General features: G+C 44.3%; 19 protein-coding genes and 1 riboswitch. Of the genes, 11 read left to right on the top strand and 8 right to left on the bottom strand.

The genetic code is table 11. The features are described from left to right. Positions 1-32: 32 nt before the first annotated feature. Together R7E38_RS03770 and aroA are read left to right on the top strand one after the other, a co-directional pair. Complete coding sequence (locus tag R7E38_RS03770) at positions 33-509, top strand: glycine zipper 2TM domain-containing protein (RefSeq protein ID WP_005378348.1); 477 nt, start codon at positions 33-35, stop codon at positions 507-509. Positions 510-798: 289 nt separating this feature from the next. Further along, positions 799-2,079 (top strand): 3-phosphoshikimate 1-carboxyvinyltransferase, encoded by a 1,281-nt coding sequence (gene aroA / locus R7E38_RS03765; RefSeq protein WP_005387883.1) that lies wholly within the window; start codon positions 799-801, stop codon positions 2,077-2,079. A 63-nt stretch (positions 2,080-2,142) separates the two neighbouring features. Here the strand turns inward: aroA and R7E38_RS03760 are convergent, their stop codons facing one another. Next, positions 2,143-2,391, bottom strand: coding sequence for a YciN family protein (locus R7E38_RS03760; RefSeq protein WP_005387884.1), 249 nt, complete (start codon positions 2,389-2,391; stop codon positions 2,143-2,145). Positions 2,392-2,824: 433 nt separating this feature from the next. Between R7E38_RS03760 and topA the strand changes: the two genes are divergently transcribed. The 4 genes from topA to R7E38_RS03740 all read left to right on the top strand — a co-directional run bounded on the left by topA (position 2,825) and on the right by R7E38_RS03740 (position 9,641). Then, positions 2,825-5,455 carry a type I DNA topoisomerase gene (gene topA / locus R7E38_RS03755; RefSeq protein WP_226082846.1) on the top strand — a complete coding sequence of 877 codons (2,631 nt, stop codon included), beginning with the start codon at positions 2,825-2,827 and terminating at the stop codon, positions 5,453-5,455. Between the two features lie 608 nt (positions 5,456-6,063). Further along, on the top strand, positions 6,064-7,281 hold the full coding sequence (gene glgC, locus R7E38_RS03750) for a glucose-1-phosphate adenylyltransferase (protein ID WP_017634726.1): 1,218 nt from the start codon (positions 6,064-6,066) through the stop codon (positions 7,279-7,281). Next, on the top strand, positions 7,271-8,728 hold the full coding sequence (gene glgA, locus R7E38_RS03745; RefSeq protein WP_017820031.1) for a glycogen synthase GlgA: 1,458 nt from the start codon (positions 7,271-7,273) through the stop codon (positions 8,726-8,728). Before glgC ends, glgA begins: the two co-directional genes overlap by 11 nt. 109 nt (positions 8,729-8,837) lie before the next feature. Then, on the top strand, positions 8,838-9,641 hold the full coding sequence (locus R7E38_RS03740; RefSeq protein ID WP_017820032.1) for an alpha/beta fold hydrolase: 804 nt from the start codon (positions 8,838-8,840) through the stop codon (positions 9,639-9,641). A gap of 31 nt (positions 9,642-9,672) precedes the next feature. Here R7E38_RS03740 and R7E38_RS03735 read toward each other — a convergent pair whose 3' ends face one another. The 5 genes from R7E38_RS03735 to torD all read right to left on the bottom strand — a co-directional run bounded on the left by R7E38_RS03735 (position 9,673) and on the right by torD (position 14,019). Then, positions 9,673-9,993 (bottom strand): DUF2007 domain-containing protein, encoded by a 321-nt coding sequence (locus R7E38_RS03735; RefSeq protein ID WP_017820033.1) that lies wholly within the window; start codon positions 9,991-9,993, stop codon positions 9,673-9,675. Between the two features lie 20 nt (positions 9,994-10,013). Next, positions 10,014-10,700, bottom strand: coding sequence for a TVP38/TMEM64 family protein (locus R7E38_RS03730; protein WP_005378366.1), 687 nt, complete (start codon positions 10,698-10,700; stop codon positions 10,014-10,016). A gap of 114 nt (positions 10,701-10,814) precedes the next feature. Continuing rightward, complete coding sequence (locus tag R7E38_RS03725; protein WP_005378367.1) at positions 10,815-11,405, bottom strand: TfoX/Sxy family DNA transformation protein; 591 nt, start codon at positions 11,403-11,405, stop codon at positions 10,815-10,817. Positions 11,406-11,521: 116 nt separating this feature from the next. Next, positions 11,522-11,611, bottom strand: a riboswitch (cyclic di-GMP riboswitch). A 287-nt stretch (positions 11,612-11,898) separates the two neighbouring features. After that, a complete protein-coding gene (gene purR, locus R7E38_RS03720; protein WP_005378368.1) occupies positions 11,899-12,903 on the bottom strand; it encodes an HTH-type transcriptional repressor PurR in 1,005 nt (334 codons plus the stop codon). A gap of 468 nt (positions 12,904-13,371) precedes the next feature. Then, positions 13,372-14,019: a molecular chaperone TorD gene (gene torD, locus R7E38_RS03715; protein WP_005378369.1), complete on the bottom strand. Its 648-nt coding sequence runs from the start codon at positions 14,017-14,019 to the stop codon at positions 13,372-13,374. 266 nt (positions 14,020-14,285) lie between these two features. Here torD and torR point away from each other — a divergent pair, with 266 nt between their 5' ends. Continuing rightward, on the top strand, positions 14,286-14,996 hold the full coding sequence (gene torR, locus R7E38_RS03710; protein ID WP_005378370.1) for a two-component system response regulator TorR: 711 nt from the start codon (positions 14,286-14,288) through the stop codon (positions 14,994-14,996). Positions 14,997-15,068: 72 nt separating this feature from the next. Here torR and elyC read toward each other — a convergent pair whose 3' ends face one another. Then, positions 15,069-15,854, bottom strand: coding sequence for an envelope biogenesis factor ElyC (elyC, locus tag R7E38_RS03705; protein WP_005387893.1), 786 nt, complete (start codon positions 15,852-15,854; stop codon positions 15,069-15,071). Positions 15,855-15,968: 114 nt separating this feature from the next. On the opposite strand from elyC, the gene cmoM reads away from it, so the two are divergent. Genes cmoM through mukB form a run of 4 tightly spaced genes read left to right on the top strand, consistent with a single transcriptional unit; the run spans position 15,969 to position 23,272 of the window. Continuing rightward, positions 15,969-16,760, top strand: a complete 792-nt coding sequence (cmoM, locus tag R7E38_RS03700) for a tRNA uridine 5-oxyacetic acid(34) methyltransferase CmoM (RefSeq protein ID WP_025766915.1) — start codon at positions 15,969-15,971, stop codon at positions 16,758-16,760. A 2-nt stretch (positions 16,761-16,762) separates the two neighbouring features. Beyond that, a complete protein-coding gene (gene mukF / locus R7E38_RS03695) occupies positions 16,763-18,100 on the top strand; it encodes a chromosome partition protein MukF (RefSeq protein ID WP_017634722.1) in 1,338 nt (445 codons plus the stop codon). Continuing rightward, positions 18,081-18,806: a chromosome partition protein MukE gene (gene mukE, locus R7E38_RS03690; protein ID WP_005378379.1), complete on the top strand. Its 726-nt coding sequence runs from the start codon at positions 18,081-18,083 to the stop codon at positions 18,804-18,806. Before mukF ends, mukE begins: the two co-directional genes overlap by 20 nt. 2 nt (positions 18,807-18,808) lie before the next feature. Next, a complete protein-coding gene (gene mukB / locus R7E38_RS03685; RefSeq protein ID WP_226082944.1) occupies positions 18,809-23,272 on the top strand; it encodes a chromosome partition protein MukB in 4,464 nt (1,487 codons plus the stop codon). Between the two features lie 143 nt (positions 23,273-23,415). On the opposite strand, the gene R7E38_RS03680 is transcribed toward mukB, so the two are convergent. Continuing rightward, positions 23,416-23,568, bottom strand: a complete 153-nt coding sequence (locus R7E38_RS03680) for a hypothetical protein (protein WP_165401733.1) — start codon at positions 23,566-23,568, stop codon at positions 23,416-23,418. Between the last annotated feature and the right edge of the window lie 186 nt (positions 23,569-23,754).

Raw genomic sequence — 23,754 nt, 5'->3', positions numbered from 1 at the left:
CGTTACCAACATTGGAGTCAGAGGAGTTTATGATGACCTGGTTAAGAAATATCGTAAAAGTATGGCTTGGGATCATACTGTTTTTACCACTTGTCGCCAACGCAGCCTATGAAAGAAATGTTGCCAAGCCAGTTAATGAAGTAGTTTACGGGAAGATTGACTCTGTCCGTTATATTACTCAACAAGAGGTTGTTCAATCGAAAAGTAACGGTTGGAAGACACTACTTGGTGCCACTATCGGTGGTTTAGTCGGTAATCAATTTGGTGGCGGTACGGGAAGAGAAGTCGCGACGGCAGTGGGTGCGCTTGCTGGTGCCGCAGTTGCTCAAAACCAAAGTAATTACCAATACACGGTTGAATATAAGTTAGTTGAGCTACTCATCAAAGTGAAGGGTGATAAGCTAATTAATGTCATCCAAGATGTTGATAAAAATATGTTATTTAGTCGAGGGGATGAAGTTCGTATTTTATATTTTGATGATGGAGTCAGGGTTGATATCACTTATTAACCCTAGGTTGTTTTAGTCTAACGAAGCCTAATCAGGCATGTACAGTCGGGCTGGCTTATCGTCAAATAAAGTCGAAATAGTTTGCTGTTTCGCCGTGCTTCTTTCGCTCTGATTTACATCGCTGGCAATGCCTTTAATTCTGTATCTTTAGGCTACTTGAGGATATTCATAAATTAGCGCCGATTTACTCTGGTTTTGTCGTGTTTTTTTGGGTAGTCTGAATTCACGAAGAATTGTTTAGCCCTCATAAAAATCGTATGTTGAGGGCACAAAGGATTATCAACTTTTAATGGAAAGCCTAACGTTACAACCTATCAATAAAATTCAAGGGGAAGTGAACCTTCCTGGCTCTAAAAGCGTTTCTAATCGAGCTCTTTTACTTGCTGCTCTTGCTAAAGGCAGAACTCGCCTTACTAATCTCCTCGACAGTGATGATATTCGTCATATGCTGAATGCGCTGACTAAACTAGGCGTTCAATACCAACTTTCCGAAGATAAAACAGAATGTCTCGTTGAAGGCCTTGGGCGTCCGTTTTCTGTCTCAGAGCCGGTAGAGTTATTTCTCGGCAATGCTGGCACTGCGATGCGACCATTAGCTGCGGCTCTTTGTCTTGGAGAAGGGGAGTATGTACTGACGGGCGAACCTCGTATGAAAGAGCGTCCAATTGGTCACCTTGTCACGGCACTGAAAGATGCTGGTGCGAACGTTGAGTACATGGAAAACGAGAACTTTCCACCTCTCAAAATAATTGGTACTGGCCTAAAAGCAGGTACAGTTTCTATCGATGGGTCCATTTCAAGTCAGTTCTTGACCGCTTTCTTAATGTCTGCGCCATTGGCTGAAGGTGAAATTCGCATCAACATCGAAGGCGATTTGGTTTCTAAGCCTTATATCGATATCACCCTGCATATTATGAAGCAGTTTGGGGTCGATGTGATCAACAACGACTATCAAGAGTTTGTGATTCCAGCCGGTCAGCAATACATCGCTCCAGGTGATTTCTTGGTTGAAGGTGACGCGTCTTCTGCTTCTTACTTCTTGGCGGCGGCAGCCATCAAAGGCGGAGAAGTTAAAGTAACGGGTATCGGTAAAAACAGCATTCAAGGTGATATTCAATTTGCTGATGCGCTTGAAAAAATGGGTGCAGAAATTGAATGGGGTGATGACTACGTAATTTCACGTGTTGGTCAATTAAAAGGCATTGATATGGATTACAACCATATCCCTGATGCTGCAATGACCATCGCGACAACAGCGTTATTTGCCGAAGGCACTACCGCTATTCGTAACGTTTATAACTGGCGTGTAAAAGAAACAGACCGTTTGTCAGCTATGGCGACTGAGTTACGTAAAGTTGGTGCGGAAGTGGAAGAAGGGGAAGACTACATCATCGTCAAACCTGTTTCTCAGTTAAAGCATGCAGCGATTGATACTTACGATGATCATCGAATGGCGATGTGTTTTTCGCTGGTGGCACTTAGTGATACGCCTGTGACGATTAACGATCCAAAGTGTACGTCGAAAACGTTCCCTGACTACTTCGACAAACTTAAGGCTTTAAGTTGCTAAATATTCTGACCTAAAACAGGAAAGCCAGAGTGAATAACACTCTGGCTTTTTTGTTTCCCAATACTATTTAACCAGCGTAAATTCCTTAGAAAGGTGATGCGCTAAGTATTTGAACATATTGAATACTGCAGTCGTATTTGAAGTTGGTAAACCTTTGTCATCAAGGAAGTATTCACCTTTAAAAACTAAAACACCTTCTTTTTCTTCTACGCTTGTTGCTCGCATCCCCTCGATGTAATCATCGTGCTCTTGGATGATTTGGTTAGCGATCAAAAGAAGGTCGAACTCTTCGATAAACGTTCTATCAGACATATTCTTTCTACCATCCTATTCAGTTAAGAACGCTGAGTATACCTACAACTAAAATGGGTTTGCATGATTAATTCAGTCAATCGTTCAGTAAGACTAAACAGATCAATTTTTAGAGTATAAGCATGATGCGGAGGAAGATGGCAGAGCATTGAACCAAACTATTTTGTGATGGGTAACAAAATTTATTGCATTGGATTAGCGGATGCTAAGTTTGCCTGTTTAGATATGCCGCTCAATACCTTTCAGAACCCTGTCTCTTTGAAGTATAAAGACGATGAATTGTCAACCAATCGGATCTGAATTTCAAAAAAGCAGTTGATCTTCTTTTCATCTCGCACAATAGTAAAAAAGAAGCAATGAAATAGAACATTATGCGGGTGGCCTTTAAACAAGGTTTCTACCCGCATTATTATGAAGGACGTTAGAGTCAGTTATGGGTAAATCACTCGTTATAGTGGAGTCACCAGCCAAGGCAAAGACGATAAATAAGTACCTTGGTAAAGACTTTATTGTTAAGTCTAGTGTTGGTCATGTGCGTGATCTGCCTACGGCCGGTCAAAGCACTGGTGAGAAAAAAGCCGCCGCCATCTCAACTAAAGGGATGAGTCCGGAAGAGAAAGCGCGCGTTAAAAAAGAGAAAGACCGCAAAGCGTTGATCAAAAAGATGGGGATTAACCCATATCATGACTGGGAAGCGAATTACCAAATCCTTCCAGGCAAAGAAAAAGTTGTCAACGAACTACAAAAACTCGCCAAAGACGCAGATTGCGTTTATCTCGCAACCGATTTGGACCGCGAAGGAGAAGCAATCGCATGGCACCTTCGTGAGATCATCGGTGGCGATGAAGAGCGATACAAACGTGTAGTTTTTAACGAAATTACGAAAAACGCGATCCAACAAGCTTTCCAGACACCTGGCGAGCTGAACATGGATGGTGTAAATGCCCAACAAGCACGTCGCTTCATGGACCGTGTCGTTGGTTTTATGGTTTCACCTTTACTTTGGAAAAAAGTGGCTCGTGGTTTATCTGCTGGTCGCGTGCAGTCTGTTGCGGTGAAACTGTTAGTTGAGCGCGAGCGTGAGATTAACGCGTTTGTACCAGAAGAATTCTGGGACATTCATGCGAATACGAAAACGAAAGACAAAGCGGACTTTAAACTGCTTGTTGCTCAGAAAGACGGTTCTGCGTTTAAGCCAGTTAATGAGGCAGAAACCAAAGCAGCGATGTCTGTACTTGAGAATGCAAGTTACGAAGTATGTAAGCGTGAAGACCGCCCTACAAAGAGCAAGCCCTCAGCACCTTACATCACCTCTACGCTTCAACAGGCAGCAAGTACACGTCTGGGCTACGGCGTGAAAAAGACCATGATGCTAGCTCAGCGCCTCTATGAGGCCGGTTACATCACTTATATGCGTACTGACTCGACTAACCTAAGTGCCGAGGCTGTGGACGCTGTACGTGACTTTATTGGTGCTGAGTTTGGTGATAAGTACCTACCAGCGAAACCATTGACGTACGGTAGCAAAGAAGGAGCACAGGAAGCGCACGAAGCGATCCGTCCTTCAAATGTGGGTGTTAAGGCGGAAGACCTGCAAGGTGTCGATGCTGATGCGCACAAACTTTACGCTTTGATTTGGAATCAGTTTGTAGCGTGTCAAATGACGCCAGCAGAATACGATTCAACAACCATTAGCGTAAAAGCGGCAGAATACACGCTTAAAGCGAAAGGCCGTATCCTTAAATTTGACGGCTGGACTCGTGTACAGCGTCCAATGGGCAAAAACGAGGATACAATCCTTCCAGCGGTACAACTTGGCGATAAGCTAAGCTTAGAGTCACTTGACCCTAAACAGCACTTTACAAAGCCACCTGCGCGCTACACTGAAGCAGCACTGGTTAAAGAGCTGGAGAAACGAGGCATTGGTCGTCCGTCGACTTACGCATCGATCATTTCTACGATTCAAGATCGTGGCTACGTGAAAGTTGATCAGCGCCGTTTCTACGCTGAAAAAATGGGTGAAATTGTTACTGACCGCCTTGATGACAGCTTTAACGATTTGATGAACTACGACTTTACTGCGCGTATGGAACAGAAATTGGACCAAATCGCTGAAGGTGAAGTGAACTGGAAAGCTGTGTTAGACAACTTCTTTGCTGATTTTACTGGCGATCTTGAAAAAGCGGAGCTAGATGAGTCAGAAGGCGGTATGAAGTTAAATCACATCGTCATGACGGATATCGAGTGTCCGACGTGTAGCCGTCCAATGGGCATCCGTACTGCTTCGACAGGTGTGTTCTTAGGCTGTTCAGGTTACGCGTTACCACCAAAAGAGCGTTGTAAGACAACCATCAACTTGGGTGACGAAGAAGGTATTATTAACGTTCTAGAAGAAGACGTTGAAACCGCAGCTCTGCGCGCTAAAAAGCGTTGTCCGATCTGTGAAACAGCGATGGACGCATACCTGATTGATGACAAGCGTAAGATGCATGTTTGTGGTAATAACCCGAATTGTGAAGGCTACCTTGTTGAATACGGCGAGTTCAAAGTAAAAGGCTACGATGGTCCAGTTGTTGAATGTGACAAATGTGGCTCTGATATGGTGCTTAAGAACGGTCGCTTTGGTAAATACATGGATTGTACGAGCGAAACGTGTAAGAACACTCGTAAGATCTTGAAGAATGGCGAAGTCGCGCCCCCGAAAGAAGATCCTGTTCATTTCCCCGAGTTGCCATGTGAAAACTCAGATGCGTATTTCGTACTTCGTGATGGTGCTTCAGGTCTATTTATGGCGGCAAGCAACTTCCCGAAATCGCGCGAGACACGTGCTCCTTTGGTTGCTGAACTGGCACGTTTTGAAGAGCGTTTACCTGAGAAGTTCAAATACCTAGCGACCGCACCGCAAGAAGATCCTGATGGTCGTCCTGCAGTCGTACGCTTTAGTCGCAAAACAAAAGAGAACTACGTTCGTTCGGAAGAGAATGGCAAACCATCTGGTTGGACAGCGCTCTTTGTTGACGGTAAGTGGGAAGTCACTGATAAGCGTAAAAAAGCGAAAGCATAAAAACGTACGATCTAAGTAATGTAAAAAGGCAGCGATATCGCTGCCTTTTTTGCGTTTTGTTTTTGCGTAAAGGCCACTGTGTTGTTCGTATAGATCTTTGCTGCTTTGACTGAGTTTTGCTGACGCAAGAAGATCCCTGCATCAATATTTCGTAGTCGCTGATGTATTTTTTATGTAAAAAATATCCGTTGTAACTTTCATTTTGCATTCACATATTTGTTATACATTGGGCTAAAAAATCGGCGGTGTAGTGAATCCGTTCGTAAATTGTTTTCACAATGTAATCGTTTGCTTTTCCATGTGTGATCTAGATATCGTCTTGAGTACGCAAGAGCTGTATGGTACACAGAATGGCGTATTAAAAATTGTAATTTAGAACCCGCTTAGATAATTTATTACAAAAATTAGTGCAACTGTGTGCATTGTTTGCGTCAAAAAATAAGGAAAGAGTGGACGTTGCATACTGGAAGTGCCGTAGCTTTTTTATCCGTGTTGTAAGAGTTCACAGAAACTCAGAGACGGTTGCTAAATGTATTCGCTTGACTCCCCGAGTATGACTCATTCAAGCGAGTACCAAATCCAAGCTATAACGATATGGAGAACAACAAATGGCTGGTGTTTTGGGAATGATTCTTGCTGGCGGTGAAGGCTCTCGTTTGAGACCTTTAACGGAATCTCGCAGTAAACCTTCGGTACCGTTTGGTGGTAGTTATCGATTGATCGATTTTGCTCTAAACAATTTTGTTAATGCGGATCTGATGCGCATTTACGTCCTAACCCAATTTAAATCTCAATCTTTATTCCATCACTTAAAAAAGGGGTGGAACATCAACGGCATTACAGACCGCTTTATCGATCCTATTCCCGCTCAAATGCGTACTGGTAAACGTTGGTACGAAGGGACGGCGGACGCGATCTATCAAAACCTGCGTTTTATGGAGTTAGAGGAACCAGAGCAAGTTTGTATTTTTGGCTCTGACCATATCTATAAGATGGATATCAAACAAATGCTGAACTTCCACTCAGAAAAGCAGGCTTCTCTGACGGTATCTGCATTGCGCATGCCACTAAAAGAGGCGTCGCAATTTGGGGTTATCGAAGTGGATAGCGAAGGCCGTATGATTGGCTTTGAAGAAAAACCAGCAAATCCGAAGTCGATTCCTGGTGACCCTGATTACGCTTTAGTTTCAATGGGTAACTATGTTTTTGAAGCTCAGGTACTGTTCTCAGAGTTGGTCGAAGATGCGGATAATGAAGCTTCATCACATGATTTTGGAAAGGACATCATTCCAAAGATGTTCCCTAGAGGTGATGTGTTCGTGTATGACTTCAGTACCAACAAAATCAGTGGCGAAAAAGAAGAGGTGTACTGGCGTGATGTCGGAACTATTGATGCGTACTGGCAAGCGCATATGGATCTGCTAGAAAAAGATGCACCATTTTCGCTGTACAACCGTAAATGGCCATTGCATACCTACTACCCACCATTGCCACCTGCGACATTTACCGACTCTGATAATGGTCGTGTGCAGATAATCGATAGTTTAGTGTGTAATGGCAGCTATGTTAGAGGCTCAAGAATCGAAAAGTCGGTGCTTGGTTTTCGCAGTAATATTGCTTCTGCTTGCGATATCAGCGAATGTATACTTCTTGGTGACGTAAAAATTGGCGAAGGATGTGTTTTACGTCGTGTGATTGTCGACAAGGATGCCGATATTGCTCCTGGTACTCAGATTGGTGTGAATCTTCAAGAAGATAAAAAACACTTCCACGTGTCTGAGGAGGGCATTGTTGTTATTCCGAAAGGAGCTCGAGTTGGCTACTAACAACTTATCTATTCTGTTTGTAGCTTCTGAGGTTGAAGGCCTCATTAAAAGTGGTGGCTTGGCAGATGTTGCCAAGGCACTACCGGAAGCCCTTCAAAACCTACAGCAAGACGTAAGAATTACCATCCCTGCGTACAGCAGTATTGATAAACTCGCAGACGCAGAAGTTGTATTAGAAACAGAATTAACATCATGGCCGCATACGGAGTATCGAGTTTTGCGGCTCATGTTAGGTCAAAATCCTGTTTACCTGATTGATTGTCCGCCGTATTTCAATCGACCATCAATGTATGCGGAGAACAACCAAGCGTATACTGATAACGGCGAGCGCTTTGCGTTTTTTAGTGCAGCATGTCTCGATATGTTACCCAAGCTCGCCTTTCAACCTAATATCATACACGCGAACGATTGGCACACAGGTCTTGTTCCATTTTTGCTCAAGCACAGGTATGGCAATGATCCGTTTTTTGCTCATACTAAAAGCGTCATTTCAATTCACAATGCGGTCTTTAAAGGCGTATTTAGTTATGAAGATGTGCAGTGTTTGCCAGAGTTTCATTGTAGAAACGTTCCCGATGCTGCGGTGAGTGCAACGCATATTACGATGCTTAAAGCTGGTGTAATGAATGCAGATAAGATAAACGCGGTTAGCCCTACGTACGCAGAGGAACTAAAAACAGAGCTTGGCAGTCACGGCATGGCTTGGGAGTTTCAGCAACGTGCGCAGGACTTAGTCGGCATCTTGAATGGTTGTGATTACAGCGCTTGGAATCCGGAAACTGATACCTACTTGCCGGTTAATTACTGCGCCGACCAGCAAAGTATGTCGCAAGGGAAGAAAGCTTGTAAAAAAGCATTACAACAACGACTAAATTTGCCCGAAAAAAATGTAGCTATGTTCGGTATGGTTTGTCGGTTGACCCAGCAGAAAGGCGTTCATTACTTGTTGCCTGCTTTGGCCGACTTTTTGAAGCACGATGTTCAGCTAGTTGTCGTTGGGACCGGAGACCCTGTTCTTGCCGCTCAGTTACGAGAGGTTGCCGCGCAGTTTTCTAGCAAATTTGCCTTTGTAGAAGCGTATGACAATGAACTTGCGCATATCGTTGAAGCTGGTTCTGATTTCTTCTTGATGCCTTCTGAGTTTGAACCATGTGGCTTAAACCAAATCTATAGTATGGCTTATGGGACATTACCGATAGTACGCGGTGTTGGTGGCTTAAAGGACAGCGTTAGCGATTATGATGTAAACCCATCTGAAGCAACGGGGTTTGTTTTTTTCGAACCGACACCGCAGGCATTGTTGTTAACGATGCTAAGGGCACTGTTGCTCTACGCTCAAAACGAGCCTGAAGTGAATAAAGTACAGTTGCACGCGATGCAACAAGACTTTTGTTGGCAAAAGGCCGCAGAATCTTATTTGCAGCTTTACCACTCAGCGTTAGTTTGACTTAAAATTGTAACGAAAGGCACCGAATGAGGTGCCTTTATTATCTTGAGTAAGGGGAGTGTGGTAGGATGGCTTTTTACTCAATAGCACGATCTTTTTGATACTCAATATGACCCAGCCGCTACTTTTTCATAAAACCTATTTGCACCCTACTAGTAATGAGTGGGTTGTATTTGTGCACGGTGCTGGTGGTAGCTCTTCTATCTGGTTCAAGCAAATTAAAGCTTACAAGCAACACTTTAACTTATTGCTGATCGATTTAAGAGGCCATGGAAAGTCAAATCAGTTACTTAAAGAGCTCATTGCTAGCCGTTATACCTTTACGGAAGTTACCCAAGATATTTTGAAAGTATTGGACCATTTAAAGATCCAATCCGCTCATTTTGTCGGTATGTCGCTTGGTACTATTATTGTTCGAAACCTTGCTGAATTGTCATCAGAGCGCGTACGTTCGATGGTGCTCGGCGGTGCTGTCACAAGGCTTAACACTCGTTCTCAGATATTGGTGAAATTAGGTAATTTTTGTAAGCATATCCTACCGTACATGTGGCTCTACAAACTGTTCGCTTATATTGTTATGCCTCAAAGAAGCCAACGAGAATCTCGCCACCTTTTTATTCGCGAAGCCAAGAAGCTTTGCCAAAAAGAATTTAAACGTTGGTTTATTCTTGCCGCTGATGTAAATCCGTTAATGAAATATTTTAAAGATCGAGAGTTACCCATTCCGACTCTTTACTTAATGGGCGACAGGGATTACATGTTTATTAAACCTGTCAAAGAAATGGTTGCAGCACATAAGCTCAGCATTCTACGAGAAATCCCGAATTGTGGTCATGTATGCAATGTAGAGCGTCCAGAAGACTTCAATCAACACTCCATCGAGTTTATTAAACAGCAAGCTGTATGTGCTTAAAACTGAGTGCATCCACTGAATAGGAGAGCCGCTATAGCTCTCCTAGTTGATATCCACATTGCCAACATGCACCAAATTGCCCTTCGTTTATTTCATGACATTTTGGGCATTGCCAATCTTGATACTCATGCCTATCGGATTGTTTTCGATATGCTTTTACTATTTCTTCAGCTTTCATCTTTTGTGCCGTGTCAAAAAGCCACACATAAGGATCGGTATCATCACCAAACGGCAGTTCTCCTTTTAAGCCGAAAATACCTTCTCCGCGAACTTCACAGTAAATTTGTTCCACTTTAAGCAGCTCACATACAATGTGTGCTTCTGCTGGGTTTTTAGCGATAAATATTTTCATCAAAATACCCACTTCACCAATTACGAGTTTTGCTGACTTGGTGTCGGCCTTACTTTATTCATAACCCATTTAGTGATGATTGGAAATAGTCCCAATAGCGCAAAAGACGCTAATACTGCGGGTGAAACAATGCCCGATAGGCTTTCAATTGTTGCTAATTGAGTACCTGCATTCAGATATACGGCTGTGCCTGGCAGCATACCTATTTGGCTAGTGAGATAAAATCGACCTACAGACATCGGTGTTAAGCCCATCAGTAAGTTGATTAGAAAGAAAGGGAATACAGGGATTAGACGCAAGGAAAATAGATAAAAAGCTCCGTCTTTTTCGACACCTTGATTAATTGCGTTGAGTTTATTTCCGAATTTGTTTTGTACCCAGTCACGCAATAAGTATCGGCTGCTCAAGAAGGCCAGTGTTGCCCCCATAGTGCTAGCGAAAGAAACCAGTAGCAAGCTTGTCCAAAAACCAAATAAGGCTGCACCAAGTAAGGTGACTACTGCCGCTCCTGGGATAGAAAAAGCGGTAATTGCAATGTAGGTAAAAAAGTAAATCGCAGCCGAGAATACAAAATTCTGATCGATGTATGTAGTTAGTGCTTCTTGTTGGGCTTTTGCATTCTCTAAGGTTAAATACTGGCCAAAGTTAATACCTAAAAAGACGATAGCCGCTAGTAGGATGAGACCTAAAATCAGTTTCTTATTCATAATTTTGATTCCAATTTGGGATATATGTAATAAGACAGTAGGAAAACCGAAAAAATTTCACAAAAAAACCGCAGATTAGACTGCGGTTTTACAAGATAGTTTTTAGGCCGACTTTTATTGGAGGCCGTTCATCAACTCATCTCGGCGAGCTTGAGGTACCACACTCCAATGAGTGCCGTTGATAGCACCTTCTAGTGCCCATAGCAACTCAATGTTGACGGTTGCAGAGTGCGTATCTCTTATCGCTTTATAGGCGTTAAGCGCACCTTCCTCTTCAAGCTTCTCTACGGATTCGATGCCGGCTTTTTTTAGCATGCGCTCGGTAGCCAGTCGTAAGTTAGGCAAATCTTTCAAACGGTTAGGCTTTGTACTTGCTTGCTGTTCTTTCTCAAGCTTTGCCTTTTTCAATGATTGATTCGCTACTTCGATTAAGCGTTCGCTTGATTCCCATAAATCGCTGGAAATAGCGTAGTACTTTGTAACGACTGGGAAGCCACGTTTTTTATAAACGTAAGGCTTTAGCCCTTGTTTCTCGAAGTCAGATGAAGTTTTTTGGTCTGCTCTGATATGAAGCTGATTGTTTACCACTAGTGCAAACATTGTTTCATCAGCGAATAGTCCGAAGCCACCAAACATTGAGCGCGACTTGATATTACCAAGTGCCTCAAATAGCTTCATAGAGTCTTTGAGTATCGGTTTATCCATGTTTTGTTATCTCGGTGTAATTAATATTACGCCACCAAAAGTCAGGTCCGAGAGAGTAGCAAACATGCGTAAAAACAATGTCATTACAGAGTAAAGTCATTGCTTACACACTTGCCATCGGTAACCCCGCTACCTTCCATATCGTAATATGGTTCAGGCCGGAGGCTTTGCGTCCCACTCTTTCGAATGGTTTGCCCTGTGCGTGACACAATGAGCATACTTCTTATATTGAATTAACATCACGGTTTAGCGTTAAAAGTGTGATTTTGGTTCAATAAAAATGATAGATTGAATGCTCTATTTTGCATATGGAAAGGTGCAAATTGGCCTTTGAAAAGGAGTTCTTAATATATATTACATTTATATAAAACAGGGAGTTAACGTTAGTCAATTGTTATTAGAGCAGTGTGAAGTATTAGAGAATGCTTAATTTTCCCAAAAAAATAAGCGCCCCTGTAGAGCGCTTATTTAACACGGTTAAATACAGTGAAATTTAGTTCATTTTTTTCACAGTATTTCGAATTACAAGCTCAGGTTGCATTTCGAAAATTCGTTTTTCGTGTTCTTTATCTTTGATACGCTCAAGTAGAATTTCGAATGCATTTTTACCAACACGACGTTTAGGTTGGTGGATAGTCGTTAGCGGTGGAGAGAAGTATTCCGCAAGCTCGATGTTGTCGTAGCCGATCACTGAAATATCTTCAGGAATTTTGATCCCGTTTTGTTGCAAGCGGCTCATTAGGCCTAGAGCCATTGTGTCGTTAAAACAGAATACCGCCGTCGGGCGCTTGTCCATTGCGGTAATTTTATCTGCAACTAATACGGCCGTATCACATTCAAAGTTACCTTCAAGGATCCAGTCTTCATTTACAGCTAGGTTCGCTTCGCTCATTGCGCGACGGAAACCTGCAATGCGCTCTTGGCAAGCAAGCTTTTCAAAATGACCGCTTAGACAAGCGATATCCGTATGACCATTGTCAATCAGATGTTTGGTTGCAATGTAGCCACCTTCTTCTGAGTTATCCATGATCTTGTCTGCTTGTGAGCTCTCTGGGCCCCAATCCATGACCACTTTAGGAATGTCCGCATGACGGTCAAGCATCTCTTTTAGTTCTTCGGTTAAGTCAGAACACATCACAAGGATGCCATCAACGCGCTTTTCAGCCAGCATACGAATGTAATCGCGTTGTTTTTCGTAAATCCCGCCTGTGTTACATAAAATCAGAGTATAGCCTTGGCGGTAACAGTAGCTCTCAACGCCATCAATCACTTCTGAGAAAAATAGGTTAGTTGATTGAGTTACTAACATGCCAATCGTACGAGTTGAGTTGCATTTTAGGCTGCGTGCAACGGCACTTGGCGCGTAATTCAGCTCGTCAACGGCTTTCATTACTTTTTCTTGCGTTGCTTCTGCAACGAAACGCGTTTTATTGATAACGTGCGAAACTGTCGTAGTGGAAACGCCGGCTAAGCGAGCAACGTCTTTTATCGTGGCCATAAATGGTGTCCTGTATCGAGCTACTGAAATATGTCGTATTGGATGTACCTGATGCTCTAATGGTTTCACACCTAGCAATCTAAAATTGGCGCTAAGTGTCTCGGCAGCGGTTGATCCAAGTGCGACAAAAGGGTGCGTAGCAGCATCGGTCGATGAATTTTATCTTTTTTCTATCTGATGAGAAATTGCCATCAACCTGTTAAGAAAACACAAAAACCGCTATATTTCAGCGGTTTACATATAAATCATATTTAATCGTTTGCGCTCACATTTTAGCCCTATGTGGACTGACTAGCAATGTTTTCAGCAAGAGATTTGTGTATTTGAAGTCACATTTTGACTGCTAAATAACCAAGCGTCTTTGCGCTAAGTTAAGGCAAACGAATATTATACCCAAGTTACTTACAATTGGTCACTTTCAGGCATACAGGAAGCCCGATAGGCAGGCTCCCTAAAAATAGGCGGTAATTATTCACCAAGAAGGTAGGCGCTGTCTAGTTTACAAAATGCAACTAATAGTTTCGCGACACTCGAGTAAAATCCAAATTCGTCGAATTTTTTACATTTGTCTGAAAACTGAGGTAACCAAGACATCAATTGTTGCTGGATAAAGTCGTTTTGTTTAACGAAGGCTTCTTCCATGTGTTTTTCTTGTTCAAGCTCGTTTGAGCGGATAATCATGTTCCCGAGAAAGTCGAGCTCAACGGCTAAGTGATCCGCAGGTTCCTTTAGGTTTTCGTCTACTTGAACGCCAAATTCAGCCATCAACTTTTCCATTTCCTCAGCTGGCTTGTCATTCAGTAAACCTGATTCACCAATGTACATGGATGCGTAAGGAAGAGCGCCGTATTTTTCTGTCTTCAAAAACAGTTCACAAAAGTCAGCTGCAAGCTCTAGTTGTGCATCTTCACGATCTTGTAACCGATTCAATGCATCAACTAGGCTATCAACAGCTGGTTTCAGCGACTCATTTTCACCTAAACCTGCGAGAAAACTGCGAATTTCAACACTGTGATAGGCTTCCAATTCTTTCTCTGTTAGTTCTTTTGCGAACAAGCTCGAAAACCACCAGTAAATTTCAGCGCGTTTTTCATTAAAAGCTTTCACTTCTTGCATTTTGGGCTCCTGAATGATGCTTCAAGTCATGCATCACAAAGTCAATTAGGGATATCCCCTAAGTGTAATCAATTAAAATGAATAGCAGTAACTATAATTGTTATGTTTTATGGTCAAAAATGACCGTTTATTAATAGCAATGGGCAAGCTTGTTTTGAATCAATAAAAACGCTAAATCTTGCGTTTTAATGTATCTATGACTAGAAATGTTACTAGTTATGAATAGAATACGTCTTGGATAATAAGAAGACAGAAAAGTGGTGTAAATGAGCTATCACGTATTAGTCGTAGAAGATGATGTTGTAACTCGTAGTAAGCTTGCGGGATATTTCCAAAATGAGGGCTACCAAGTCAGCGAAGCAGAGAGTGGCGCAGAAATGCGTGAAGTTTTGCAAGCGGGCGATGTAGACCTGATCATGCTGGATATTAACCTGCCTGGTGAAGACGGCCTGATGCTTACTCGTGAGTTACGTAGCCAATCGGATATTGGTATCATATTAGTAACAGGACGCACGGATAGCATTGATAAAATCGTAGGCCTAGAAATGGGTGCTGACGATTATGTGACAAAACCTTTTGAACTGAGAGAGCTGTTAGTTCGCGTTAAAAACTTGCTGTGGCGTATTTCAGCGGCGCGCAGTGGCAGCTCGAAAGCGAATGAAACCAGTGAAGAGCACATTGTGCGCTTTGGGGAGTGGACATTCGACATTCAACGTCGCGCACTTAGCCGCAACGGTGAGCCAGTAAAACTAACTAAAGCAGAGTATGAACTTTTGGTGGCATTATCGTCTTATCCTAACCAGGTGTTAAGTCGTGAGCGTATTTTGAACATGATCAGCCATCGAGTGGATGCGCCGAATGACCGCACCATTGATGTTCTTATTCGACGTATGCGCGCAAAAATGGAGTTCGATCCTAAGAACCCACAGATTTTTGTAACGGTACACGGCGAAGGCTATATGTTTGCTGGTGACTAGTTGGAACATAACTCAATCGTAAAAAGAAAAAGGAGAGCTTCGGCTCTCCTTTTTTGTGGCTTCAAGATAATACTAGTTTGCTTCAACCATTGGTGTTTGGCCGACAGTATCACGCAACCTTTGCCAAATACTGCCCAAGTACTCATGCCAATAAAGCTCTGTTTGTTCTAAGTAACGCGCTTTAGGTGAGTATTTATCCCAAGGTTGACTTATCTCGCTAATAGCTAAGAAGTTGGTCGGGGCTGGGATTGGTTTAATGCCTGCTGCGTTGAACTCATACAATGCACGGCTCATGTGACTCGCAGAAGTGACTAACACAATCTCCTTTTGTTGAACGAATGCAGCCGCTTGACGCGCCTCTTCCCACGTATCTTTCGCATCTTCTAATAAAATGATATCGGATTTCGCGACTCCCAACGCAAGGGCAACGTTCGCCATCATTCGCGCGTGGCTAATTTCAGATCCGCCAGCATAGCCGGATAAGATTAATTTCGCGCCTGGATACATTCTTAAAATACGAATGCCCTCAGTTAAGCGCATTAATGCTGCACGGCTTAACTGCGAGGTGGGTGGAATTTCGTCATCGATAACATGACCATTCCCTAAAACCATCACGTAGTCGATGGTGCCAGAAACTGGCAAAAAGGCTTTATGCTCTCGCTCTAACGGCATAAGAAGCTTGGTTGAAACAGGTTGGAAGGCAACAAGAAAAATGCCAACAAAAGAGAATAGAACAACGAAGCAGCCAGTTTTACGTTTTGTAGTAAAACTAATGAGAGCAAGACCCAACAAGCCTATCAGCAGCAATGCCGGAAGGGGCATAAGCATGGCTGACACTACTTTTTTCAGCTCAAACATACATAAATAGTCCGAAAAAACATCAATTGATAATAAAAATGAGGGTATCCCTCTTTATTCCTGCTTTCCTTGTGCCAGAATAGCGGCACAATCCGTTATGATAACTCAGCAGAAGTGACAGAAGACCGCAATTTCGACGATATCGCCCACAAATTTGCAAAAAATATTTACGGCTCCGATAAAGGGGAGATCCGCCAAATCATTGTGTGGGAAGATTTTCTACAGATTCTAAGTGAATTAGATGCTGACCAGCAACCCCTAGAAGTGTTGGACGCTGGTGGTGGTTTGGCACAAATGTCGCAAAAGCTTGCTAAGCTCGGACATCGAATCGCTTTATGTGATCTATCTTCGGAAATGCTGCAGTTGGCTAAGCAGGATATTGAAAAAAACGGTTTGCTTGAGCAGTATCGCCTGATTCATTCGCCTGTCCAATCCATCGGTGAACATATGGATGGACAGGTCGATCTGGTTATGTTCCACGCTGTGATGGAGTGGCTGGTTGATCCTAAGGCCGCACTTGAAACAGTTCTTGAACAAGTAAAACCGGGAGGTATCGCATCAGTCATGTTCTACAACCACCACGGTTTAGTCTATAAAAACGTGGTTTGTGGCAACATTCCTCATATATTAGACGGCATGCCTCACCGAAAAAGATTTAAACTACAGCCGCAAAAAGGCTTAAAACCTGAAGAAGTCTACCAGTGGATAGAAAATTCAGGTTTTAATATTTGTGGCAAATCTGGTATTCGCTCATTTAGTGATTACATAGGCAATATGGAATACATGGGTGATTACGAGTTTGAAGATGTGTTGGCGCTAGAAAAACAACTTTGTCGACAAGAGCCATACCTCTCATTAGGCCGCTACATTCATGTGTGGGCTAAAAAGAACGATAAACAGGAATAACAATGAGTGAGATGACTCTCAATGCTGCAGAGCAACCAATCGATGAGCTGGTTGGCTGGGTTAAGCAGCACGATTTCTCGTTGAACCTGACCACAGAGCGATTGGCATTTTTGATAGCCATTGCCGTACTGAGTAATGAAAGGTTCGATGAAGAACTGGGTGAAGGTGAACTGCATGATGCATTTGCCATCGTCACTCGACTATTTGATGAGACCGGCGAAGCCTCCGCTTTTCGTGCGAACAATGCGATCAACGAGATGGTTAAGCAGCGTCTTATGAGCCGTTTTGTCAGTGAGATTACTGACGGAGCGAGCATTTACCGCTTGTCGCCATTAGCGATAGGAATAACCGACTACTACGTGCGTCATCGTGAGTTCTCAAAACTGCGTCTATCTATCCAGCTATCCATGGTAGCGGATGAAATGGCGAAAGCGATTGAGGCAGCACAAAAAGGTGGCACACCGGGTCACTGGAAGAAAAACGTATACGGTGTTTTAAAATATTCTGTAGGCGAAATCTTCGATCAAATTGACCTCAACCAACGTGTTATGGATGAGCAGCAACAGTCAGTGAAACAACAGATTGCTGACCTGCTTAACAAAGACTGGCGCGAAGCGATCAACAACTGTGAAGCACTTCTGTCAGAAACATCAAGCACGTTGCGTGAACTTCAAGATACGCTGCAAGCCGCCAGTGATGAACTGCAAACTCAGATCCTCGATATTCAAGAAATTGTTTACGGTGACCCTGAGCTGGAGTTTATCGAAGAAGCCTTGTTTGGTCTGCAAATGAAGCTGGACCGAATCACAAGCTGGGGCCAGCAAGCGATCGACCTTTGGATTGGTTATGACCGACACGTGCACAAGTTTATTCGTACTGCAATCGATATGGATAAGAACCGTGCGTTTAGCTCGCGTCTGCGTCAATCCGTCAAAGATTACTTCGATGCGCCTTGGTATCTGACTTATGCAGATGCGGAGAGGCTTTCTGACCTTCGTGATGAGGCCCTAGTACTGCGTGATGACGAGGTCACGGGTCAAGTTCCGATGGAAGTAGAATACGAAGAGTTTCAACAAGTCAATGATGAGCTGTCTGAACGAATTGGTGACATGCTAAAAGCGCATAAAGATCAAGGCACGCCAATCGACTTGAGTGTGGTACTGCGAGATTACCTTGCACAGCACCCTTACACTCATCATTTTGATTTAGCTCGCATTATCGTCGATCAAGCTGTACGTCTAGGGTATTCAGAATCGGATTACCAAGCGATTCAACCAGACTGGAAAGCAATCAACGAATTTGGGGCAAAGGTACAAGCGAATGTCATCGACCGATACTAATGAATACATGTCAGAGAATCTGGCAAAAGCAATTTCTAACCCTCTGTTCCCAGCGCTAGACAGCATGCTTCGAGCAGGGCGTCATATCTCAAGTGAAGATCTAGACAACCACGCGTTGCTGTCGGATTTCGAACTTGAGCTTTCTTCTTTCTACCAACGCTACAACACCGAATTGGTGAAAGCGCCAGAAGGTTTCTTCTATCTTCGTCCTCGTTCAACGTCTCTGATTGGCCGTAGTGTTCTTTCTGAACTGGATATGCTGGTGGGTAAGGTACTGTGTTTCCTTTACCTAAGCCCAGAGCGTCTTGCGCACGAAGGCATCTTCACTAACCAAGAGCTGTACGACGAACTGCTTGCTCTAGCAGATGAAAATAAGCTGATGAAGCTAGTGACGAACCGTGCTACCGGTTCTGACCTTGATAAAGAAAAGCTGTTTGAAAAAGTACGTACGTCACTTCGTCGTCTGCGTCGCCTAGGCATGATCATCAACATCGGTGAAACCGGTAAGTTCAGCATCAGTGAAGCGGTATTCCGCTTTGGTGCCGATGTACGTATTGGCGATGACATGCGTGAAGCGCAGCTGCGTCTGATCCGTGATGGTGAAGCGGTAGTGCACACCAAAGAGCCAAGCCAAGGCAGCTTATTGTCTGAAGAAGATCAAGACGACCAAGCCCAAGAAGAAACAACAGAAGAGGGTGAAGCATGAGCATGATTGAACGCGGTAAATACCAATCGCTGACCATGGTCAACTGGAACGGCTTCTTTGCCCGTACGTTTGACATCGATGGTCTGGTCACCACGCTATCAGGTGGTAACGGTGCAGGTAAATCAACCACAATGGCGGCGTTCATCACCGCATTGATTCCTGACCAAACGCTGCTGCACTTCCGTAACACGACAGAAGCAGGCAGCAGCCAATCGTCTCGCGACAAAGGTCTGTACGGTAAGCTACAGCCGGGCGCGTGTTATGCGGCGCTTGACGTGGTTAACTCACGTAACCAACGCCTATTGTTCGCAGTAAAACTGCAGCAAGTTGCAGGTCGTGATAAGAAAGTAGACATCAAACCGTTTGTTATCCAAGGTCTTCCAAGCCATGTGAAACCAACAGATATCTTGGTTGAAAGCGTATCTGCGACTCAAGCTCGTGTACGTCAAATCAATGAAGTAAAAGAATCAATCGCAGAATTTGAAGGCGTTCAATTTAAAGCCTTCTCTTCTATCGTGGATTACCACGCACAAATGTTTGAATTCGGTGTGATTCCGAAGAAACTGCGTAACTCTGGTGACCGTTCTAAATTCTACCGCCTGATCGAAGCATCGCTTTACGGTGGTATCTCAAGTGCGATTACCCGTTCGCTACGTGACTACCTTCTGCCACAAAACGGCGGCGTGAAGAAAGCGTTCCAAGATATGGAATCGGCGCTGCGTGAAAACCGCATGACGCTAGAAGCGATCAAAACTACGCAAGCAGACCGTGACTTGTTCAAACACTTGATCACAGAGTCGACTAACTACGTGGCAGCGGACTATATGCGCCATGCTAACGAGCGTCGTAAAAAACTAGAACAGACATTGTCTTTGCGTTCAGAGTTATTTGGTTCTCGCGAGACCTTGATTGAGCAAAACAATCTGCTTAATCGCGTTCAAGAAGAGCTGGAACTGCTGATCGAATCAGAATCTTCTTTAGAGCAAGACTACCAAGCGGCTTCTGATCACTTGCAACTGGTGCAAAACGCGCTGCGTCAGCAAGAGAAGATCGAACGCTACCAAGAAGATCTTGAAGAGCTGAGCGAGCGTCTTGAAGAACAAATGATGGTAGTGGAAGAAGCGCAAGAACGCGTGATGATGGCTGAAGAGCAAGCTACCGTTGCAGAAGAAGAGGTGGATAGCCTTAAGACGCAACTTGCTGATTACCAGCAAGCTCTTGACGTTCAGCAAACTCGCGCCCTTCAATATCAACAAGCAGTTCAAGCGCTGGAGAAAGCGAAGCAGCTACTTGGCGATGACAGCCTAACGGCGGAATCGGCTCAAGCGCTTGTCTCTGAGCTTAAGAGCAAAGAATCAGAACACACCAATGCGTTGCTATCGGTTAAGCACAAACTGGACATGTCCTCTGCAGCGGCAGAGCAGTTTGAAACCGCGCTTAAACTGGTACAAAGCATCGTTGGTCAAGTTGAGCGCAAAGACGCGTCTGAACATGCGAAAACTGCAATCGCGAAAGCGCGTGAGTCACAACAAATCGCACAAAACGAACAGCAATGGCGAGCACAACACCGTGATCTCGAACGCAGCCTTAACCAGCAGCGTCAAGCACGTGAACTGGTTGCTGAATACAAAAAGCAATATCACGTTGAACTAACCGATGAGGTTACGTTTGAACAAGAACGTGAACGTCATGCGACGCAAATCGAATCACTAGAGATAGCTCAAGAAGAAGTTCGTGATCAGCGTGGTGAACAGCGCCGTCTAGAGCAAAACGCGGTGGCAGAAATCAGTAAGCTTGAAGCAATAGCACCAGCTTGGATCGCGGCGAACGATGCGCTAGAGAAACTGAGAGAGCAGAGCGGTGAAGAGCTTGAGGATCGCCATGCGGTAATGAACCACATGCAAGTTGTCCTTGAACAAGAAAGGGAGCTGTCTTTAGCTAAAGATAAGCTTGCTGAGCGCCGTAGCCAGCTAGACTCTGAGATTGAGCGTCTTGCTTCTCCTGGTGGTTCAAATGACCCTCGCCTGAAAGGTTTGGCAGATACGCTGGGCGGTGTATTGCTGTCTGAGATCTACGATGACATCACGATTGATGACGCGCCTTATTTCAGTGCGATGTACGGTCCGGCTCGTCACGCTATCGTTGTTTCTGACTTGTCAGGCATCGAAGAGAAACTGGTAGAGCTAGACGACTGTCCAGAAGACTTGTACATCATTGAAGGTGACATCGATGCCTTTGATGACAGCTCGTTCGATGCAGAAGAGTTAGAGGGCGCGGTTTGCGTTCGTATGAACGATCGCCAAATGCGTTACTCTCGCTTGCCTGAGATCCCATTGTTTGGCCGTGCGGCACGTGAGCAGCGTCTAGAGTTGCTGCGTAACGAACGAGAAGAAGTGGTAGAGAAACACGCAAAAGCGGCGTTTGATTCTCAGAAAATGCAGCGCTTGTACCAAGCGTTTAACCTATTTGTGTCTAACCACATTCAGGTTGCTTTTGACGCCGATCCAGAACAAGCACTGGCAACTATTCGTGATAAGCGTAACCAAATTGCTCGCGTGTTGGCGGATCTGGATGCGAAAGAGCAACAACAACGTTCTCAGCTTCAAACCAGCAAGCAAGCGTTGTCTTCTCTGGACAAGCTAGCGTCACACATGGTGCTTGTTGAAGATGAGTCATTGCAAGCGCGTTTTGATGAGCTAGAAGAGAAAATCGCTCAGCTTGCAGAGGCGAAGAACTTCTTAAGCAACAATGCAAAAGCCGTCGCGCAATTAGAGAATATTGCGTCTGCGCTTGATGCTGACCCAGAGCAATTCGACGCGCTAGAAGCAGAATACAAAGCGGCAGACGAACAGCTACAAGATCTTAAGAAGCAAATCTTTGCACTCTCAGATCTCGTTGAGCGTCGCCACTACTTCGCTTACTCAGATTCAGTAGACCTACTGAACAAGAGCAGCGAACTGAGCGAGCAGCTAAAAGCAAAACTGGTTCAAGCTGAACAAATGCGTACACGCTCTCGTGAAGAGTTGAAACAGTCGCAAGGCCAAATGAACCAATACAACCAAGTATTGGCGTCATTGAAGAGTTCACACCAAGCGAAACTGGAAACGGTTCAAGAGTTCAAACAAGAACTTCAAGAGTTTGGCGTGAACGCGGACGAAGGTGCTGAAGAACGTGCAATGCGTCGTCGTGATGAATTGCATGAGCGTCTACACACGTCTCGTAGCCGTAAGAGCGAATACGAGCGCACAATCACCTCTACTGAACTAGAGATGAAAGGCTTGGCGAAACGTCTGAAGAAAGTTCAGAAAGAATACGTTGAGCTACGTACCTTTGTGGTTGCAGCGAAAGCTGGCTGGTGCTCTGTACTTCGTCTGGCGCGCGAGAACGATGTTGAACGTCGTCTACACAAGCGTGAACTGGCTTACATGTCAGCGGATGAACTGCGTTCGATGTCGGATAAATCACTGGGTGCGCTGCGTCTAGCGGTTGCGAACAATGACGACCTGCGTGATGCGCTGCGTCTATCAGAAGACAACGCTCGCCCAGAGCGTAAAGTTCTGTTCTATATTGCTGTATACCAACACCTTCGTGAGCGTATTCGTCAGGATATCATCCGTACTGATGACCCAGTTGAAGCAATCGAAGAGATGGAAGTCGAGCTGGCGCGTCTAACGGAAGAGCTAACGCAACGTGAAAACCGTCTAGCGATCAGCTCTGAGTCGGTAGCGAGCATCATCAAGAAGACGATTCAGCGTGAGCAAAACCGTATTCGTATGCTGAATCAAGGCTTGTCGAACATTTCGTTTGGTCAGGTGAAGGGCGTACGTCTAAACGTGAAGATCCGCGAAAGTCACGAAGTGCTACTGAACGGTCTAGCGACACAACAAGAGCAGCACAAAGACCTGTTTGAATCGACTCGCTTTACTTTCTCCGAAGCAATGGCGAAGCTGTTCCAACGTGTGAACCCACATATCGATATGGGTCAACGTTCTCCTCAGGTTTTGGGTGAAGAGCTACTGGATTACCGTAACTACCTAGAGCTAAGTGTAGAAGTGAACCGTGGTACAGATGGTTGGCTACAGGCTGAGTCTGGCGCGCTATCAACAGGTGAGGCGATCGGTACTGGTCAGTCAATCCTACTGATGGTTGTTCAAAGCTGGGAAGAAGAATCACGCCGCCTGCGCAGTAAAGACATTGTGCCTTGTCGTCTGCTGTTCTTAGATGAAGCAGCGCGTCTGGATGCGAAATCGATCGCGACATTGTTCGAATTGTGTGACCGTCTGGATATGCAGCTTCTTATCGCGGCACCAGAAAACATCAGCCCAGAGAAAGGTACGACCTACAAACTGGTGCGTAAGGTGTTTAAAGACCACGAACACGTACACGTAGTGGGTCTGCGCGGTTTTGGTCAAACGGATAAGCCTAAGACCGAAGCACAAGAGATGATTGAAGAGTTTGAATCGTAAACTTCGAATCTAACAAAACGCCTGCAATTAATGCGGGCGTTTTTGTATCTGTTTACGAGGCAGGCTTCGAAATACATAAGATAAGCCGAGACTGTAGGACGGCAGTCTCGGCTTATTAGCGGAACTTAATGAGGAAGCGACGTTTATTCCTCTGGAATATCGTCCCTGACTTCGATCATTTCAGCAAGCTCTTCAAGTGCTTGGACAGAAAGCTCAGACAAGCGTTGTAGGTGTTGGTCTAAGCTCTCTTGTTCTTCAAGCTCTGGTTCATCATTGTTTGTTTGTTTTATTAGCATTTCCCAACCTCTCAAGTTGAGTAAGGGGAGCTCTCATCATACTCAAAAGGCAAAGTAGAAAAGAAACGATCTATGTTGATTTTGTTAGCTCGATCATTGATTCAACTTATATATGAGAAGGATGTGTTTAATAAGGAGAGCAACTGCAAGGTTTTTGGATGCGGGAACAAAAACGCCAGTAATCAT

Source organism: Vibrio sp. Vb2131 (assembly GCF_033338535.1).
Lineage (GTDB): Bacteria > Pseudomonadota > Gammaproteobacteria > Enterobacterales > Vibrionaceae > Vibrio > Vibrio alginolyticus.
The sequence above is the reverse complement of the archived record's forward strand: the minus strand, read 5'-3'. Positions and strand labels throughout refer to the sequence as shown.

Bases quoted from the DNA above. Each gene is read 5' to 3' on its own strand.
- R7E38_RS03770 (WP_005378348.1), top strand. From the start codon at position 33: ATGACCTGGTTAAGAAATATCGTAAAAGTATGGCTTGGGATCATACTG.
- aroA (WP_005387883.1), top strand. From the start codon at position 799: ATGGAAAGCCTAACGTTACAACCTATCAATAAAATTCAAGGGGAAGTG.
- R7E38_RS03760 (WP_005387884.1), bottom strand. From the start codon at position 2,391: ATGTCTGATAGAACGTTTATCGAAGAGTTCGACCTTCTTTTGATCGCT.
- topA (WP_226082846.1), top strand. From the start codon at position 2,825: ATGGGTAAATCACTCGTTATAGTGGAGTCACCAGCCAAGGCAAAGACG.
- glgC (WP_017634726.1), top strand. From the start codon at position 6,064: ATGGCTGGTGTTTTGGGAATGATTCTTGCTGGCGGTGAAGGCTCTCGT.
- R7E38_RS03740 (WP_017820032.1), top strand. From the start codon at position 8,838: ATGACCCAGCCGCTACTTTTTCATAAAACCTATTTGCACCCTACTAGT.
- R7E38_RS03735 (WP_017820033.1), bottom strand. From the start codon at position 9,993: ATGAAAATATTTATCGCTAAAAACCCAGCAGAAGCACACATTGTATGT.
- R7E38_RS03730 (WP_005378366.1), bottom strand. From the start codon at position 10,700: ATGAATAAGAAACTGATTTTAGGTCTCATCCTACTAGCGGCTATCGTC.
- R7E38_RS03725 (WP_005378367.1), bottom strand. From the start codon at position 11,405: ATGGATAAACCGATACTCAAAGACTCTATGAAGCTATTTGAGGCACTT.
- purR (WP_005378368.1), bottom strand. From the start codon at position 12,903: ATGGCCACGATAAAAGACGTTGCTCGCTTAGCCGGCGTTTCCACTACG.
- torD (WP_005378369.1), bottom strand. From the start codon at position 14,019: ATGCAAGAAGTGAAAGCTTTTAATGAAAAACGCGCTGAAATTTACTGG.
- torR (WP_005378370.1), top strand. From the start codon at position 14,286: ATGAGCTATCACGTATTAGTCGTAGAAGATGATGTTGTAACTCGTAGT.
- elyC (WP_005387893.1), bottom strand. From the start codon at position 15,854: ATGTTTGAGCTGAAAAAAGTAGTGTCAGCCATGCTTATGCCCCTTCCG.
- mukF (WP_017634722.1), top strand. From the start codon at position 16,763: ATGAGTGAGATGACTCTCAATGCTGCAGAGCAACCAATCGATGAGCTG.
- mukE (WP_005378379.1), top strand. From the start codon at position 18,081: ATGTCATCGACCGATACTAATGAATACATGTCAGAGAATCTGGCAAAA.
- mukB (WP_226082944.1), top strand. From the start codon at position 18,809: ATGATTGAACGCGGTAAATACCAATCGCTGACCATGGTCAACTGGAAC.
- R7E38_RS03680 (WP_165401733.1), bottom strand. From the start codon at position 23,568: ATGCTAATAAAACAAACAAACAATGATGAACCAGAGCTTGAAGAACAA.